The following is a 17,215-nucleotide window of genomic DNA, read 5'->3' on the forward strand; positions in this document are numbered from 1 at the left end:
GCATGCTCTCTACTCTGCACAACCAACGCTTGGTGTCTCGCATGTTTTTAAAGTTCACATTTGTTACATTTTTTATAAAAAATATTTTGCTTAAATTTTAGGCAGTGAATTTTTACAGGCAAGAATTACAAAGAGCATCGCGCACAAGAAATATTTACATGACGAATGAAGCAAAAAAAGGAATTGATACATAGCGGATGAAATTGCGCGTGTGCCAAAAAACACATCGCGGGACTACTCTCGAACTCTGGTGTATATCGCCGCGCATCACGAAACACATTGCATGGTTCTTTCGTCCACCAGGACCTATTGCCGGAGTTCAACGCAGCGCGTGTCACAAAACAGATATATTTGCCGCGCATACTCGGCGTGGGCCTGCGCTTGACAATTACTTACCAACAAGTAACCTTGTGGCAGCTTTATTCGTACTTAAAAACAATAACCCTACAGGGAGCAATGAATGACTGACTCAGCCGTCTTCCACGAAATGCCTGCCAGCAATCCTCAGGCATCCGATACACCGATACGCTTTTCCTTCAGTGGTACCGGCAGCGAATATTTCCGCATCTGGATAGTCAACCTGCTGTTTTCCATCCTCACCCTCGGCATCTATTCCGCGTGGGCCAAGGTACGCCGCACGCGCTATTTCTACGGCAGCAGCAGCGTTGCCGGAACCAGCTTTGAATATCACGGTAATCCGGTCGCGATCCTGAAGGGACGCATCGTTGCTTTCGTTTTGATCGTTATTTACAACATCGCGGTCGAAATGTCGCTCGGGGTCGCCTTGATGATGATATTGGTCGTCATGGCAGTGATGCCATGGCTGATCTGGAAAAGCCTGCAGTTCAAGTTATATAACAGCAGCTATCGCGGCATACGTTTTGGTTTCCGTGGTGCGTTAAAGCAAATTTACTGGGTGTACCTGGCTCTGCCTATCCTTACAATATTTTCGCTGTACATACTGACTCCATTCACTCATCAGCGCATCAAGAAATTCCAGCATCAGGAAAGCCGCTTCGGTACCAGTCATTTTTCGTTCAATGGCACAGTAGGCAGTTTTTACAAAGCCTATCTGCTAGTCGCAGCCATCTGGATAGCCGGTTTCATCGCCGTGCTGGTAGCACTCGGTGGCCCTTTGTTTGCCATCATTACCGCTGATAATATGGATCGCGAGACCGTTGCTGCGGCAAGCGCCACCGGTGTCCTGATGCTCTTCGGTGCACTGTTCGTCTTGATGTTCCTGATCTTCCCTATCTTTGCAACCCTGATCCAGAACCTGATCTGGAACAATACGCAACTCGAGAAACATCGTTTTCTCAGCGATATGAAATGGACGCGCGTTTGCTTCATTACCGTCACCAACATCATCGGCATTATCTGCACCTTGGGACTGTTCCTGCCTTTCGCCCAGATACGGCTAATAAAGTACCGTGTCGAGTCCATGTCCCTGCTTCCTGACGGCAGCCTGGAAAATTTCATTGCAGCAAGCCAGTCACAGGTTTCCGCGACTGGCGAAGGTGTGTCCGATCTGCTCGACTTTGACTTGTCGCTGTAAGTGCAGCAGCCAGGCATGAGCATCCCCGCCCTTTATTTCGATGGCAAGACTTCGCGTGCGCATCAGGTCACGCTATCGGTAGAGGACGGGCACGCGACCATTACAGGCGATGCGGAACGTAGCTGTCCTATCAGTGAGTTGCGAGTCTCCGAGCGTGCGCGCAACACCAAACGCAAGGTCACCTACCCCGATGAGGCTTATCTCGAGATAGCCGATACCGCCGCTTTCGATGCGCTACTGGCGGATACCGGCCATCAGGATTCCTTTATCGTACGCATGCAGCAAAGCTGGCGTGGTGCGCTAACGGCAGTGGTGGCGACGCTGGTGGTGCTGACGCTGAGCTATCTGTATCTATTGCCGCTGGCCTCCGAAGGCATTGCCAAGATGCTGCCGGAAAAGGTAGAACGTTCCATCGGCAAAGGGATGCTGGATTTCCTCGACAAGCAAATCTTCGCACCCAGCCAGCTACCGCAGGCACGACAACAGGCCTTGATCGAACAGTTCCAGCAGCTACAGCCGCCACGCGGAGACGTGCCGGCTTACCGCATCCTGTTCCGCAAGAGCAAGATAGGCCCGAACGCATTTGCCCTGCCATCGGGCGAAATCATCATTACCGATGAATTGGTAAAGCTGATGAAAAACGACGAGCAAGTCATGGGAGTGCTGGCACATGAACTCGGCCATTTGCATGAGCGTCACCTGATGCGCCGGGTGGTACAGAGTTCGGCGATAGCAGCTTTGACCACTGTCGTGTTTGGCGATGCATCAGCCATCGTGGCGAATATTCCGACCTTGTTGCTGGACATGAAGTATTCGCGTGATGCCGAGCGTGAGGCGGATGACTATGCAATTGCGATGATGAAAACGAACGGTATAGACCTGGCGCATATGGCAGGTGGCTTTGAACAGCTGCAGGCGGCGACCAAGGAAAGTACACCACCGCCCTATCTGTCCAGCCATCCGTCGACTGATGAGCGTATAGACCACATCCTCAAGTCACGTTAAGCCTTTGCATTTGGCATGGACGAAAAAAAAGCTGCCCGAGGGCAGCTTTTTTATTTACAGACGGTGATTAGTTACGAACCACGCGTTTGTATTCATTGGTACGGGTGTCGATCTCGATCACGTCGTCCTGGCTCACAAACAGTGGAACCTGAACAGTGTGACGGTGTGCTTCAACCGCGTTTTCGATTTTCGCTTCTTTCAAAACGTTACCCGAAGTATTGCCTTTAACTGCTGGCTCCGAGTACACAACTTGACGTGCGATGGTGATAGGCAGTTCAACCGAAATTGCTTTACCGTCGTAGAAAACTGCTTCGCATTCCATACCGTCTTTCAGGTAGTGCAATGCATCGCCCAGGTTTTCTTCTTCGATTTCGTACTGGTTGTATTCTTCATCCATGAATACATACAGTGGATCAGCAAAGTACGAGTAAGTAACTGGTTTTTTGTCGAGAACAACAACGTCGAACTTGTCGTCACCGCGGAATACGTTTTCCATCGGGGTGTTCGTCAGAAGATTTTTCATCTTCCATTTGTATGTGAAGCCCGTGCGGCTAGAACCATTGACATCAGAACGCAACACGATCATAGGTTTGCTATCAACCATAATGATGTTGCCAACGCGAATTTCTTTTGCAGGTTTCATAAAAAGTGTACGTAAAAAGTGGGTTGCATAAAAATCATCGGTCGCCTCCCGCCCAACAGCGCCGTAAGCTCACGTTTGATCGAATTCTAAATTAGCCGAGAATTATACCTTTTCTGGGCGCTCGACTTAAGGCAGCGTAGTGGCAAATTTCAACAAATTTGACGCTAAATCGCCATTTTTCAGCATTTGGCGCTGCCAATCCGCTGATTTTTCCGTAATTTCAGCCATATCGGCCTCGACTGCAGCCCATACCGCGCCCCAGTCTGCCTGCTGTGCAGCACCTGGCACCTCTGCATGATTCCAGTACAACGAGAATGCCGCCAGGCTGGGCAAAGCCGCAATATAACGTTGCAAAAAGGCACGCAGCTTCTTGTGATGCAGATTTTCATCCTGCGGATAGATATGCCAGACGAAGGGACGACCCGCCCATTGCGCGCGGACGAAAGAGTCTTCGCCACGTACGAAATTGAAGTCGCAAGCCCAAAGCAACTTGTCGTAATCCGGCTGCGGCACAAACGGCAACACCCGCACTGTCAGCGCACCACGAGTAGCAAAGGCACCGGCTTGCGCTTCGCTACCGAGGAAGGCTTGCACCGCTGCGGACGCCACACCTTCCGGCACCAGGCAACAAACCGGCTTCTGGCCGTTTTGCCAGACTTCGAATAATTCAGCGACTGGCGCATACGGATAACAAAACAGCGACACCTTGGTTGCCACCATCTCTTCTGCAGTGACACCAAAGCGCGCGAGGAAGTCAGCCATCGCGGCCGGATCAGCCTGGAACTGCAAGCGTTCCTGCTCCAGCCCTGCTTCGCGCAGCAAGCCGCCGGTTTTATCGGTGAAACCGGGAAAGAAAAAATGCTTGGTCAGCGGCAGACGCGGATGCGGTGAAGTCAGCGTATGGCAACCCTCAACCCACTCTTCCGCGGTCAGGCCTTCCAGATTGAACCAGCGCGGACGCGGCTCGCACTGCGCCATTGCAGCTATATAGTTAGGCGGGATGTCGCAGGCAAAGAATTCGATGACGATATCAGCGACATCCGCCGCAGTGTACTCGCCATCCTGGCTACGCCAGTGCCGTATGGTGACGCCCGCCACTTGCTGCAGCTCGGCATCCAGCACTACTTCCGGGCAGATGCGCTGGAAGCTGGGCAGGTCATCAACCCACAAGGTGACGGAAATATGGTGTTCTTGTTGCAGCTGGCGCGCGAGACGCCAGCAAATGCCGATGTCGCCGTAGTTATCGACGACACGGCAGAACAGATGCAAAGTTAATGGAGTAGTCATGCTGCTGGCCAAAATTCAATCCCAGCATGATAGACGATGAGTCATGTGCTGCGCCCGAATATTCAAATATCGGGGACACAGCACACGAACTACATCAGTGAGCACCAGCCGCATCAGCACCACCGCTGGCCTTGCTGCGCTTGGTAATCCAGATGAAGCCTATCAGGCACAGGAACATGATGGCCGACATCCAGAACAAATCGGTCGCCGCCAGCGTGCTGGCCTGCACCGTCATCTGCCGGTCTATCACGGCCCAGGCCGCCTGCTCCGACATCCCGCGCGCCATCAGCGTATTCACTGCCTGCGTGAAGGCCGGATTATGTGCACCGGTATATTCCGCCAGTTGCGCATGATGCAGGATGGTACGGTTATCCCACATGGTCGACATCACCGAGGTACCGATACCGCCGAACATGATACGGACGAAGTTGGACAAACCCGCCGCGGCCGGGATCTTGTCCGGCGATTGTCCGGACAGGATGATGGAAGTCAGCGGGATGAAAAACATCGCCATCGCCGCACCCTGGATCACGGTCGGGATCATCAGCGTCATCATGTCGACGTCCTGCGTGAACTGCGAACGCATGAAGAACACCAGCGAGAAGATCAGAAAGGCCGTGGTTGCGACCCAGCGCGCATCGATTTTCGGCAGCATCTTGCCGACAATAGGCGACAGGATGATCGCGAAGATACCCACCGGCGCCATCACCTTACCGGCCTCGGTTGCGGTGTAGCCGATTTGCGTCTGTAACCACAATGGCAGGATCACCAGGCTGCCGAAGAACAAACCATAGGCCACGGAAATCGCAATCACACCGCCGCTGAAGTTCCGCCCCTTGAATAGCGACAGGTCGACCACCGGATGCTCTTCGCCTATTTCCCAGATCACGAAGTAGATGAAGGTCACGACCGCGACCGAGGCCAGGATGATGATTTCACCCGAGTGGAACCAGTCCAGTTCCTTGCCCTTATCCAGCATCAATTGCAGCGAACCTACCCACAGCACCAGCAAGACCAGACCGACCTTATCGATAGGCAGTTTGTAGGTTTTGGATTCGCGCTCTTTATAAATAGACCAGGTCGCCCATGCGGCAAACAAACCGATAGGAATATTGATAAAGAAGATCCACGGCCAGGTGTAGTTATCCGAGATCCAGCCACCGAGCAGCGGCCCCATGATAGGCGCGACCAGCGTTGTCATACCCCAGAAGGCGAGCGCCATCCCGCTCTTGGCGGGCGGATAACTGGACAGCAGCAAAGCCTGCGACAACGGAATCATCGGGCCCGCCACTGCGCCCTGCAACACGCGCGCGGCAATCAGAATTTCTATGCTGGGAGCAAAACCGCACAGACAGGAAGCCAGCACGAATAACAGGATGGAGCCGATAAACAGACGTACCTGGCCTATGCGTTGCGTCAGCCAGCCGGTCAATGGAACCGAGATCGCATTCGCCACCGAGAACGAAGTAATCACCCAGGTACCCTGCTGCGGCGACACACCAAGGTCGCCGGAGATCGCCGGTATCGATACATTGGCAATCGATGAATCGAGCACGTTCATAAACACCGCCAGCGACAAGGCCAGCGTGCCGATAATGAGCGGCGTGCCGCTCAGTGGCGGCAAGGCGGTACGGGGAGTGGCGCTCATGGTTTAGTGTTTGGTTGTAGGCGCAGTGCTATTCAAATTGCTTGCAATGATTTGCGCCACACGTGCCGTCGCCTGGCTACCAGCATCTTCAAACACTGCGGTCTGATACGCCGGTTGTTCACGCGGCGCCACAGTCGAAGTCAGCGAAGTACCTTCCGATTTCGCCACATCCACCTCTACCTGCATGGACAAACCTACACGCAAAGGATGTTCTTCCAGATCCTTGGGATCCAGAGTGATACGCACCGGAATCCGTTGCACCACCTTGATCCAGTTACCGCTGGCATTCTGCGTCGGCAACAAGGCGAACGCTGCACCGGTACCGGCCGACAAACCTGCTACCTTGCCGTGATACTTGATGCTGCTGCCGTATACATCTGAATACAGTTCCACCGGCTGGCCTATGCGCATCTTGGCAACCTGCACTTCCTTGAAGTTGGCATCTACCCACAGCGCATTCAAAGGCACGACCGACAACAAAGGCGTACCCGGTGCAACGCGCTGGCCAACCTGCACCGAACGTTTGGCGATGTAACCTGTGATTGGTGCGAGCAAGGTATTGCGCGACAAGGCCAGATAAGCTGCTTGTACCTGCGCTGCTGCACGTTGCACGTTAGGATGCTGTGCCACGGTAGTACCGTCAGTCAACGCCTGGTTCGAAGTCAGCTGATCACGCGCAGCCTGCAAGGCTGACTCGGCAGCGATCAGTGCAGTACGCGCATGATCGAGATCTTCTTTCGCTACCGCACCGGTGCCGCTCAATTCCTGGCGCCGCGCCAGGTCGTCACGCGCACGTGCTACATCGGCGACACGCTGGGTGACCGCGGCAGTCAAAGCACCGTTGTTGACGAACAGGGTACGCACTTCACGTACGGTCTGTGCCAGCTGTGCTTCTGCCTGGTCCAGCGCGACCTTGGCATCGCTGTGATCCAGATCGACCAATGGCTTGCCTGCCTGTACCAGTTCGGTATCGTCGGCATGAATGGCAACCACCGTGCCGCTTACCTGCGGTGTTACTTGCACCACGTTACCGGCAACATACGCATCATCAGTGTCTTCAAAGTGACGCGCGTAAATTGCCCACCACACTCCGTAGGCAATCAATAGCAAGGCCAGCAGAACCGACACCGCGATCAGGCGTTGGCGGCGCTTACCGTTGGTTTTAGGTGTTTCTGCTACTTCTGGGCTGGTGGTATTCATGATGCACTTCTCACGGAGGTGGAAACGGTAGTTGAATTGGAATTGTCTTTATCGAGACCTTGCGCCTGTGCGTCAAAACCACCGCCCAGTGCCTTGATCAGGGTGATGCGTAAATCACTGCGACGTGCGCGCGAGTCGAGGTCTATCCGGCGTTGCGACAGCATCGTCATCTGCGCCGACAGTACCGGCAGCATATTGGTGGTGCCGACCCGTTCGCGTTGCTGTGCCAGCTGGTAGCTGTTGGCCGATGCTTGCGTCGCCAACTGTTGCTGCTCGCTTTGCAGCGTAGCCGCACGCAGCGACTGCACCTGGTCCGCAACGTCATGCAGCGCTTCAGTCAGCGTCTGGTTATAGGTTGCAACCGAACCGTCATATGAAGCAACGCGTCCTTTCAGGTTGGCGCGCAGGCTGCGGTCAAAGATAGGCAGATAGATGGCAGGACCGACACCGACGATGCCGCTGCTGCTTTTCAGCAGGTTGTTCAGGCCGAGGCTGGAGAAACCGGCAAAGGCCATGATGTTGACGTTCGGATAGAACAGGGTCTTGGCCGCATCGATATCACCTTGCGCCGCTTCCACATGCCAGCGTGCAGCGACGATGTCCGGACGACGTCCGATCAAACCCAGCGGCAATGCATCCGGCAAGGCGATCGCGGTTTCAGATGGCAGATATGGCCGCTCGATTTGCAAGCCGCGATCCGGGCCCTTGCCCAGCAAGGCAGCCAATTGATTGCGTGTCAGTGCGATAGCTTCATTCAGTTGCGCGTTCTCTGCGCGCAGGCTGGCCAGGCTTTGTGTGGTTTGCTGGTTTTCACTTTGGGTACCGAGGCCGACTTTAAAGCGCAGTTGCGTCAGGCGCTGGATTTCAGCAGCCGCTTTCAATTGCTCCTGGTTCAAATCCAGTTGCCCGTATTGGCGCGCCAGTTGTACCCAGGCGCGTGCCACGGCAGTGGAAATCATCAGCCGCGCATTGTATTGCTCGGCTTGCGCCGCTTTTCCGGCCGACAAGGCACTGCGCAATTCAGCTGCATGCTTGCCCCAGAAATCGAAGTCATAGGAAAAATTCAGTGTCAGCTGATTATCGGACTTGTACTCACCGCCCAACGGAGGCGGGATGATGCCGTTTTCGGTATAGCGCTGATAAGTGCTGCTGGCATTCGCCGACCACGATGGCCGTGCACTCGCAGCGGCGACATCAGCTGCGGCCTGCGCACCTGCAACACGCGCGGCGGCAACTTGCAAATTGGGATTACCGGCGATGGCTTCATCCACCAATGCCTGTAACTGCGCACCACCTATATTCTGTGCCCACGAAGCGTCGGGCCACTGTCCACCCTGCTGCGGCAATGAAGTCGCGCTGGCGTAATCAGTACTTTGCTGCAGCGTGGCGCTGGTCTCTATACCCTTGAAGCTGGCACAGGCACTCAGCAAAACGGCGGCGCAGCAAGCCGTCAGCAAACCGCGGAGCGGTAAGCGTAAACCCTGGGAGGAAGAAATTTTCATGATAGATCCTGCTTGATATTTTTTGAGCAGACTTACTTGTCGTTTTTTTCTGCAACAGGGGTGTCACCGGCATTGCTATCGAGCAGTTTGCGTAACAGGCTTTTCAGGGTCGTCACTTCTTCCGCGCTGAAATCAGCAAAGCTTTGATTCAGGACAACGGAGTACAAAGTAGGCAATTGCTCAGCCAGCGCCGCACCAGTTTCAGTCAGATGCAAATCAATGACACGCCTGTCATCACCACGTGGCTTGCGCACCAGCATGCCGCGCTTTTGCAAGCGGTCGACCATACGGGTCATGGAAGCAGAATCCAGGTAGAGCTCGCGCGACAACTCGGCAGCAGTCGAAAAATTACCGCTGGCCAGCATCATCACTACCGCACCCTGTGCTGACGTAATGTCATGTGCAGCCAGCTTGGAATCGACGCGTTTCGCCAGCTTGGTACGCGAACGTGCCAACAGGTAACCCACGCTGTCTTCAATACAGTAGCTGCCGGGAGGAAACTTTTCTTTCACTTTTGTCATAATAGGGGTCATGTCAATAACTGCATAGGCAGCTATTATGCCGAAAAGTTCAAAAACTTGCAGGGGACCGCAAAATCCATAGAAAACGCCCTGGGTAATACCTGAATCTGATTGTTAGCTGCCGTCAACGACGGCAGGAATCAGACGACTTCCTGATGCAGCAAGTCCTGGTAAAGCGCGTGCAGCATGCCGCCTTTGGTGAATTCATGCTTGATCCACTGCGTCACCTGACCGGAAGTGCTTTGCTGGGTGGCGAGTAGCATATTGGAGTGCTGGCGCGGGTTCTGTACCTGCCGTTTGACGAGCGCGCCGCTTTTCACATGCTCAGCCACCAGGTAATCAGGCAGGAAACCAATGCCATTACCCAAGATCTGGCACTGACATTTGGCGTTGAAGTCCGGCACTTGTATCGCCTCCTGTCCGTACAACAACCAGCCCACTTTCTTGTCGATGGTATCGGCGCTGTCTTTCACCGTGATGGCGGGATACAGGCGCAACTGGCTTTCCGCCAGCGGCTCGGTTTGTTGCGCCAGCGGATGGGTGGGCGCAATAACGAAGTCCCATTTGATGTACCCGATCTCGGCATAGTCTATGCCGCCGCCATCCATCAGGGTACCAGGCGCACCGATTGCGATATCGACATTGTTATTGATGATGGCATCCCACACACCGTTGTAGACCTCGGTGGTGACGGCTATCTGGCAAGTCGGGAAATTCTTTTTCAGCGCCTGCAGCAAGAATGCAGTATGGCGTGGCGTATGCAGCAGGCTATTGATACATATCCTGATCTTGGCCTCTATACCCTGCTCCATGGTGTAGATACCACGTTTGATGGCGTGGAACTCATGCAGCAACTCTTCGGCCTTACGGTAAAAATAAAAGCCTGCTTCGCTCAACTCGATATTGCGGGTGTTACGAATGAAGAGCGTGACCTCCAGGTAAGTCTCCATCCTCTTGATCGTATAGCTGACGGCAGAGGTCGTAATACCCAGCTCTTCAGCAGCCTTCCTGAAGCTGGCGTGTTTAACCACCGTTGTGAAGGTATGGAGGTTTTCTTCTGAAAAAATCGAGTTCATACGGTCTCTGCAGGAAACTGCTATCGGGCTATCGGCGAAACAGGAAATCTATACTAACGCGTAGCTTACCTATCCCGCCGTTAAATCGCTATACCGTCACGATATGCGTACCCGTTTCGCGTTTAATCGCTTGCGGCAATTTTTCCGGGGTCGTGATGATCACCCGGTTTCCACCAGCGGCGAGGAAGTTAAGGCTGGCTTCGATCTTGGGCAACATACTACCGGCAGGAAAGTGTCCTTCCGACATATAGCGCCGTGTCTCGTCCGTGGTAATTTGTCCCAGTGCCTGCTGGTTAGGCTTACCGAAGTTGATACACACTTTTTCAACGCCGGTCGTGATCGCCAGGATATCGGCATTCAATTCCTTCGCCAGCAAAGTCGTCGCCAGATCTTTATCGATCACCGCGTCCACGCCGCGATACAGATGATCGCCGTCCTGCACCACCGGTATGCCGCCACCACCCAGCGCGATCACCACAAAGCCACGATCCAGCAAGGAAGTGATTGCATCTGTTTCCAGTACTTTCACCGGCACCGGCGAAGCCACCACGCGACGATAACCGCGTCCTGAATCCTCAACGAATTTCCAGTCTGGATGCTCCTGCATCAGCACATCACGCTGCTGCTCGCTGAAGAAAGCACCGATAGGCTTGGTCGGGTTGCTGAAGTTGATATCGTCTGCCGCCACTTCAACACGGGTAATCAGTGTAATCACCTGTTTATTGATGCCGCGTTGTGTCAGTTCGTTGACCAGTCCCTGCTGCAACTGGTAACCGATACCGCCCTGCGTATTGGCGACGCAGTTGGCAAGCGGCACGATAGGTATGTCTTCGTACTGGCTTGCCACTTCGGCACGACGCAAGTCCAGACCTACCTGCGGGCCATTGCCGTGCGTAAGAACGATGTTATATCCCCCTTCCAGCATATCTGCGATATTGCTGACGATCGCCTGGATTGCCTTTTCCTGGTGCTGGATGCTTTGCTGTTCATTGCTGGTAATAATGCTATTACCACCGATGGCGATGACTACGAGTTCGTTCATGAGTATGACCCCGAAAATTTATCTGCACGGAGGGCAAATGCCGCCCCGTGCAGCGCTACAAAAAAGTGTTGAATAAAATCTGATACTTACGACGCCAGCTTGCCGCCGTCTGCTTCTACCGCCAGCGGCACTGCCGCTTTTGCATCCATATAGTGTTTGACCAGGAACACGCCCGACATCATCAGGTAGGCATACACAAACGGCATCGAAGCAGGCGCCGCGATCCCAACTACCGGCGCATGGATAATCCCGAGCAAGGCCAGCAAGGCGCCGGTACCCGCTGCCACCGCACCACGCAATGGATGATTCAGGATCGCGAAGATGGCGATACAACCCCACAACATGCTGGCCAGCGGCGCACCACTACCGAGGTGCAGCAGCCCGTTGTAATACACACCCTTATGCGCCAGTGCCTGCGTGCCCAATACCTTGGCTGAAGTACCGGCCGTGGCCATCACGTTGTTGACGATCGTCAAAGCCCAGTTAGCAATCCACGGGAACATACAAATGAAGATGACAGGCACCTCGACCTTGGGTGTCTCTCGCACCACCTGATTCGCCGTGACCACACCGATGAAGACCAGGATGGGGACAATCGCCGTCATCGGTATCACCGCCAGCAGGAAGGCACCGAGGCCAAACAGCGAGACCAGCAACATGGAGACACCAGTCGCGACCGTATACCCTATGCCCGCACCCATCGCCTTCCAACCGGCATGGCCGACATACACGGTGACCGGGAATGGATTACCGCAAAAGCAACCCAGCGTAGACGACAAGCCGTTGGCCAGCATCACGTTACGGGTGTCATACGGATCACCGGCAGCATGGGCGCTCTCGATGTTTTCCAGATCGAAGATGTAGTTAGCCAGGCCGAGCGGTACGGCAGAAGCGAGGTAGGGCAAAGCGTGCGGCAGACCTTGCATAAAGCTATCGATATGCACGGATGGCGGATTGAAACCAAACGAAGCCAGCGATGCCTTGATCGCTTCCGGGCTCTGCAAGCCGAAAGCCCAGGCCAGCACCGTGCCGACTACCAGTAACAGCAAACCGGTAGGGATACGTGCAAACAAAGGCGACTTGCCGAACCAGTTAATAAAGATCAGCAGCAGGACGATGAAAGAAACCGTCGGTGTTTCAAATGCCTGCAGCATCGGATTCATCGCCAGCAACAGCAAGCCGAGACCGGACAGGCAAGACAGCAGCACGGTACGTGGAATCATCTTGCGCACCGTTTCACCGATGAAGGAACCACCTACCAGGATCATCGCTTCTACGAAGCACCAGACCAGCGCGATCTGCAAGGCAAACTCGGCATCCTTGGTTTGCTGGTAAACCGGCATCAGCACCAGGAAGGTCACCGTGAAAATCGACGGTGCGCTCGGCCCCGAAGGCAAGGCGGTGATGTCCTTGCGATTGCCGGACTTCGCCATCTTGATACCGAAGTAACCATAAAACATGCTGGCGCAAAACACGGCCAGACCAAACGCCGGAGTGATCCGGCCATAGACCATTTCTTTCGGCAAACCGACCACGAAGAGCAAGAGGCCCATCATGGTTAATAGATTCGTAAGGTTATTGGTCAGCAAACCGAAGTAGGCTGCCCAGTCACCCTTTTTCCACCATATCTGCTTTTCCATACAATCAGTCTCCTCGATATAAACGAGTTATTTTTTATGTAGATACACATTCGCCAGGCATGAGTTGACCCACACCCGAAAAATGGGCGAACAATTTTTTACTGTGTGTTTTTCAGCGCCTGAGTTACGGAGCTTTTACGGTTGAGGACTTACGACGAGTTCATGGCATTTCTCCCAGACGGGCCTGCCATCTGCTGATGGCAGGTGTGCTCATAGTTTGAATTTATCCGTGGCGATAGCGCTGCGCGTAAGCAACGATGGCTTGTTCAAAGCATTCAAATGGCGGATACACAATGCCCGCGCCTATCATCCCTACGCCTGCATCCTTGTGCGCGATCGCCGTATTGATGACCGGCAGGATGCCGCTCTGTGCAACCTTGAGCAGATCGATACCAGTCGGCACGCCCTGGAACTCCAGCAAAGGGATGGTCACGTTGGGGTTTTGTGCGGTCGTGATTTCTGCCATCTGGCGCGAGAAATCAATCGCCTCATCTACCGTGCCGCCGACCAATGCCACGATCGCAGGAGCAGTCGCCATCGCAAAGCCGCCTATGCCATAGGTTTCGGTGATCGCGCTGTCGCCGATATCGAGACCGGAATCTTTCGGTTTGTAACCGGCAAACATAGGACCTATCACTTGCTGCGATGGGCCGGTGAACCAGACATTGCCCGGGATGCCGCTGATACGGATACCAAAGTCCACGCCGTTACGCGCCATGGTGGTCACGATGGTGCTGTACTCGATGCCGTGCGCGGAATCCATCGCGGCCTTGCACATCGCCATCCAGGTCGGGCCGGAGAAGTAATCGCTGCTGGCCACGAATTCAAACACTTCTTTCTTTTGCTGCGTCGTGAAATCAGTCTGGATGATGAACGGCGTCAGCGCCTGGATCAGCAAGACGGTGCCGGCGTTGTTGCGGTTGTGGCATTCGTCACCCATGTGCAATGCTTGTGCCAGCATCAGGCGCAGATCAATTTCCTTCGCCAGCTTCATCGCATCACGCAGGATAGGACCCAGCGTGTCGCGCATCCAGTTCAGGCGGATGATCACGCTTTCATCGTTGGCACCCATGCGCAGGATTTTTGCCATCTGCTCACTGAGGTTGGTGTAAGCGTGATTGCCGTAGGTTTTGTTTTCCACGATGTGCATATACATCGAAGCCGAGGTCACACCTGCCATCGAGCCGACGCAATCATGCTCATGACATGGCGAGAAGGTAATTGCACCGGAAGCGGCAACGCGTTCTGCGTCAACCAGATCCTTGGCCAGCCCTTCGAATACCAGCGCACCGGTAACCGCGCCCTTCATCGCACCACACATGCGCTCCCAGGTAATCGGCGGACCTGAATGCAGGATGGTGGTCTTGGTCATGCCGGGCACCACATTGATGGCCTGGTCAAAACCAATCAGTACAGGTTGCGACTGGATGATACGTTCAACTGCTTGCGCATTAGCCTTGGCAATTTTTTCACCCAGCGACGACTTTTCCACCTGATCCAGCGCACGGATAATGTCCACGTTGCCGCGTCCTGGTGGCATCCAGTTCAAGTGCGTGACTGCTACTTGCTGTTCTTGCAGGTCGTCACGAAACATCTCAATGCCGACATTGATAACGCTCAGTTTTTCTTTAAACAATTGTGGGCTGGCCATCATTTCGCCTCTCCTTTGCAAACAAATTCCCGTGACAACAAGCCGGTATTGGCACTGCTGCTGGCGATAGTGACGCCGGCTGCGCTCAGTCGTTCGATCTGGTCTTGCATGTTGGGACGATCAAGGTCGGTGCCCAGTACATAGCCGAGGATTTCCAGATGGCGTTCTTCCTTGGCGGCGATAGCTTTCGCCTCGCGAATCGCATCCAGCATGACGCCGACCGGATCGGCATGTGAGCCATAGCCGAGGATGAAGTCCATGGTGATTACACCTACTTCCGGATCACGTGCTTCCTGCAACAGGCGTTCGATACGATTCGACGGATCTATCATCGGGTGCGGTTTGCCATTGGTGAAATCATCGTCACCGAAATCAAGGAAGGTGTGTTCCTTGCTCTTGCTCACGTCCTTCAGGCGATACTCGGGATTGAGCTGGATATTGCTATAGACCTTGGGATATTTTTCCATCGCGGCATACATGGCTTCATCGCACAAGGTGCCGCCACAGAACAAACCACGTATGTATTTTTGTTCCGGCTTGAGTTTGGCGCGGACTTCTTCGATCAACGGCCAGTTCAGCGGATGCAGGTCGAGGTCTTCTTCCTTCACACCTGTCAGCAGCACCGCTTTCAGTGCTGCTTCCTTGGTCGACTTGGCGAACACACCGCCCGCCTTGACGACATCGGCTTCCTTGCCGCCAATAAAGCAGACCACGACCGGTTTGCTGCAGCGACTGATTTCGGCCAATACTTTTTTCTCGACCGACGCTGCCGGTGGTTTGGAGATCAGTACGATGACTTTGGTCTGGTCATCGGCATTCAGCATGCGCATCGCGTCCAGCATCATGATGCCGCCGATTTTTTCATGCAGGTCGCGACCACCGGTACCTATCAGTTGCGATACGCCGCCGCCAAAATCATGGATACGCACACTCAGTTCCTGGCTGCCGGTACCTGACGCACCGATGATGCCGATATTGCCCTGACGCACATGGTTGCCGAAGCACAGTGCCTTGTTATTGATAATCGCAGTGCCACAATCCGGGCCCATCATCAGCAAGCCTTTGCTGTGTGCCAATTGCTTCAGCGCGAGCTCGTCTTCGACGCTGACGTTATCGCTGAACAGCATCACGTTCAGGCCCTGCTCCAGCGCGGCGCGTGCTTCGCGTACTGCGTATGCGCCATTCACGGAAACTACCGCGAGGTTGCTGCCCGGGACATTTTCCTTGGCTGAAGCGACCGTCGCGTACTTGGCCTGATGCTCGCCTTTTGCGCTCGGCTTCTTCTTGAATAATTCTTCTATGGCCAGCAACGATTCTTCATTCTTTTCATCGCTGCTACCGACGATCAAAATCATGAGATCGCCGTTCTTGGCTTCTTCCAGTTCTGGCGTCAGCAAATTCAGATTGCGCAGTACGCCTTTATTCATCTCTGTCGCCATCGCGACGAAAGCCTGCTCCACGTCCGGCAATTGATTTGCCTTGGTGGATATCGACATCAATGAAACCGAGTCGAAGTAAGTGTTTTTCTTGATTAAAATCTTAAGCGACATGTTGACTCCCCAAGTGATTACCCAGTAACAAGCCGGCCGTGATCCCGCTGAGAATGTCCGCTCCCGAGCTGGAACCTATGTTGACTACCGGTTTGATACGCTCCTTTATCGAGGCCAATTCCCCGTTAAAAATCGTTGCCAGCAAAGCGCCTATACATGCACGCGTCTTGCCTTGTACGGCTTTAATCAAAGCCATATAGCTAATCTTGTTGGTGCGGTACTCCTCTGCCCTGATCACCTGAGCAATCAACGGCAGATACACATGCGCCGGATGCTGTGGCACTGCCAGCACCGAGCACAAGCCAACCAGGAAATCATCACCGCTAGGTGTCAGCCCGATTCCCAGGCCCAGCAATCCCTTCAGCGCATCGCGTATCACGGCCGGATTCGCGGTGCGCATGCCATCGATCAGACGTTCGCTGCCACGCAACAGTTGTTGACTCATGACCTGGTAGAAGACGTTATTGCCGTCATACCTGAAAAGCGACGTGCTATTGATCGAAGTTATCTCGTCATCAATTTCCGACTTAATGATTTGCAGGTAATCAGACGAAAGAGCACGAAACAGCAATGGCGGCGGCAGCCACACACGACACGACGCCAGGTCTATCTCCAGTCCATCACCAAGCTGCAGCACTTCTCCGTCGTAGTGCAATTTCGTATTGCCATCGACCACCAGCTCATCAAATTCAGTGGCACTGATACGTAATGTATTCGGCGCATCATCGAGGCTGGAACACACCACCGAATACAAATACCCACTCTCGCGACAACGCAGATTGATCACGCGACTGAAACGGCTGTGTACATCCAGATGGAAATCACCCCGCCCCAGCCGTGCCATAAAATCCGCATCCGCCGATAAGGCTCGCGCCTTAAGCTGCTGCATAGTTCA

At 54.1% G+C, this 17,215-nt stretch carries 14 protein-coding genes; 2 read left to right on the top strand and 12 right to left on the bottom strand.

The genetic code is table 11. The annotated features are described in order from the left end of the window. Positions 1-460: 460 nt before the first annotated feature. Positions 461-1,555: a YjgN family protein gene (locus tag IXC47_RS03960; protein ID WP_195874759.1), complete on the top strand. Its 1,095-nt coding sequence runs from the start codon at positions 461-463 to the stop codon at positions 1,553-1,555. Between the two features lie 15 nt (positions 1,556-1,570). Then, a complete protein-coding gene (locus IXC47_RS03965; protein WP_195874760.1) occupies positions 1,571-2,560 on the top strand; it encodes a M48 family metallopeptidase in 990 nt (329 codons plus the stop codon). 67 nt (positions 2,561-2,627) lie between these two features. Here the strand turns inward: IXC47_RS03965 and IXC47_RS03970 are convergent, their stop codons facing one another. From IXC47_RS03970 to IXC47_RS04025, 12 genes are all read right to left on the bottom strand, one after another. Further along, positions 2,628-3,203 (bottom strand): elongation factor P, encoded by a 576-nt coding sequence (locus IXC47_RS03970; RefSeq protein ID WP_012078983.1) that lies wholly within the window; start codon positions 3,201-3,203, stop codon positions 2,628-2,630. Positions 3,204-3,329: 126 nt separating this feature from the next. Further along, complete coding sequence (earP, locus tag IXC47_RS03975; protein WP_195874761.1) at positions 3,330-4,490, bottom strand: elongation factor P maturation arginine rhamnosyltransferase EarP; 1,161 nt, start codon at positions 4,488-4,490, stop codon at positions 3,330-3,332. A 94-nt stretch (positions 4,491-4,584) separates the two neighbouring features. After that, positions 4,585-6,138, bottom strand: coding sequence for a DHA2 family efflux MFS transporter permease subunit (locus IXC47_RS03980; RefSeq protein ID WP_175625422.1), 1,554 nt, complete (start codon positions 6,136-6,138; stop codon positions 4,585-4,587). 3 nt (positions 6,139-6,141) lie between these two features. After that, positions 6,142-7,338 carry an HlyD family secretion protein gene (locus IXC47_RS03985; RefSeq protein WP_195874762.1) on the bottom strand — a complete coding sequence of 399 codons (1,197 nt, stop codon included), beginning with the start codon at positions 7,336-7,338 and terminating at the stop codon, positions 6,142-6,144. Continuing rightward, positions 7,335-8,840: an efflux transporter outer membrane subunit gene (locus tag IXC47_RS03990; protein ID WP_175625420.1), complete on the bottom strand. Its 1,506-nt coding sequence runs from the start codon at positions 8,838-8,840 to the stop codon at positions 7,335-7,337. Before IXC47_RS03990 ends, IXC47_RS03985 begins: the two co-directional genes overlap by 4 nt. A 32-nt stretch (positions 8,841-8,872) precedes the next feature. After that, positions 8,873-9,361 carry a MarR family winged helix-turn-helix transcriptional regulator gene (locus IXC47_RS03995; protein WP_175625419.1) on the bottom strand — a complete coding sequence of 163 codons (489 nt, stop codon included), beginning with the start codon at positions 9,359-9,361 and terminating at the stop codon, positions 8,873-8,875. A 140-nt stretch (positions 9,362-9,501) separates the two neighbouring features. Then, entirely contained in the window at positions 9,502-10,437 is a 936-nt protein-coding gene (locus IXC47_RS04000; protein WP_195874763.1) for a LysR substrate-binding domain-containing protein, read from the bottom strand. A gap of 88 nt (positions 10,438-10,525) precedes the next feature. After that, a complete protein-coding gene (locus IXC47_RS04005) occupies positions 10,526-11,479 on the bottom strand; it encodes a carbamate kinase family protein (RefSeq protein ID WP_175625417.1) in 954 nt (317 codons plus the stop codon). Positions 11,480-11,565: 86 nt separating this feature from the next. Continuing rightward, positions 11,566-13,119, bottom strand: a complete 1,554-nt coding sequence (locus IXC47_RS04010) for a xanthine permease (RefSeq protein ID WP_175625416.1) — start codon at positions 13,117-13,119, stop codon at positions 11,566-11,568. Between the two features lie 223 nt (positions 13,120-13,342). Next, on the bottom strand, positions 13,343-14,773 hold the full coding sequence (locus IXC47_RS04015) for a YlbE family protein (protein WP_230089377.1): 1,431 nt from the start codon (positions 14,771-14,773) through the stop codon (positions 13,343-13,345). Continuing rightward, a complete protein-coding gene (gene fdrA, locus IXC47_RS04020; protein ID WP_195874764.1) occupies positions 14,770-16,320 on the bottom strand; it encodes an acyl-CoA synthetase FdrA in 1,551 nt (516 codons plus the stop codon). The genes IXC47_RS04015 and fdrA overlap by 4 nt, the downstream gene beginning before the upstream one ends. Next, entirely contained in the window at positions 16,310-17,209 is a 900-nt protein-coding gene (locus IXC47_RS04025) for an oxamate carbamoyltransferase subunit AllH family protein (RefSeq protein WP_195874765.1), read from the bottom strand. Before IXC47_RS04025 ends, fdrA begins: the two co-directional genes overlap by 11 nt. Positions 17,210-17,215: the final 6 nt, after the last annotated feature.

It is taken from the genome of Herminiimonas contaminans (assembly GCF_015645465.1).
Classification (GTDB): Bacteria; Pseudomonadota; Gammaproteobacteria; order Burkholderiales; family Burkholderiaceae_D; genus Oxalicibacterium; species Oxalicibacterium contaminans.

Coding starts and splice junctions, on each gene's coding strand:
- IXC47_RS03960 (WP_195874759.1), top strand. CDS start 461: ATGACTGACTCAGCCGTCTTCCACGAAATGCCTGCCAGCAATCCTCAG.
- IXC47_RS03965 (WP_195874760.1), top strand. CDS start 1,571: ATGAGCATCCCCGCCCTTTATTTCGATGGCAAGACTTCGCGTGCGCAT.
- IXC47_RS03970 (WP_012078983.1), bottom strand. CDS start 3,203: ATGAAACCTGCAAAAGAAATTCGCGTTGGCAACATCATTATGGTTGAT.
- earP (WP_195874761.1), bottom strand. CDS start 4,490: ATGACTACTCCATTAACTTTGCATCTGTTCTGCCGTGTCGTCGATAAC.
- IXC47_RS03980 (WP_175625422.1), bottom strand. CDS start 6,138: ATGAGCGCCACTCCCCGTACCGCCTTGCCGCCACTGAGCGGCACGCCG.
- IXC47_RS03985 (WP_195874762.1), bottom strand. CDS start 7,338: ATGAATACCACCAGCCCAGAAGTAGCAGAAACACCTAAAACCAACGGT.
- IXC47_RS03990 (WP_175625420.1), bottom strand. CDS start 8,840: ATGAAAATTTCTTCCTCCCAGGGTTTACGCTTACCGCTCCGCGGTTTG.
- IXC47_RS03995 (WP_175625419.1), bottom strand. CDS start 9,361: ATGACAAAAGTGAAAGAAAAGTTTCCTCCCGGCAGCTACTGTATTGAA.
- IXC47_RS04000 (WP_195874763.1), bottom strand. CDS start 10,437: ATGAACTCGATTTTTTCAGAAGAAAACCTCCATACCTTCACAACGGTG.
- IXC47_RS04005 (WP_175625417.1), bottom strand. CDS start 11,479: ATGAACGAACTCGTAGTCATCGCCATCGGTGGTAATAGCATTATTACC.
- IXC47_RS04010 (WP_175625416.1), bottom strand. CDS start 13,119: ATGGAAAAGCAGATATGGTGGAAAAAGGGTGACTGGGCAGCCTACTTC.
- IXC47_RS04015 (WP_230089377.1), bottom strand. CDS start 14,773: ATGATGGCCAGCCCACAATTGTTTAAAGAAAAACTGAGCGTTATCAAT.
- fdrA (WP_195874764.1), bottom strand. CDS start 16,320: ATGTCGCTTAAGATTTTAATCAAGAAAAACACTTACTTCGACTCGGTT.
- IXC47_RS04025 (WP_195874765.1), bottom strand. CDS start 17,209: ATGCAGCAGCTTAAGGCGCGAGCCTTATCGGCGGATGCGGATTTTATG.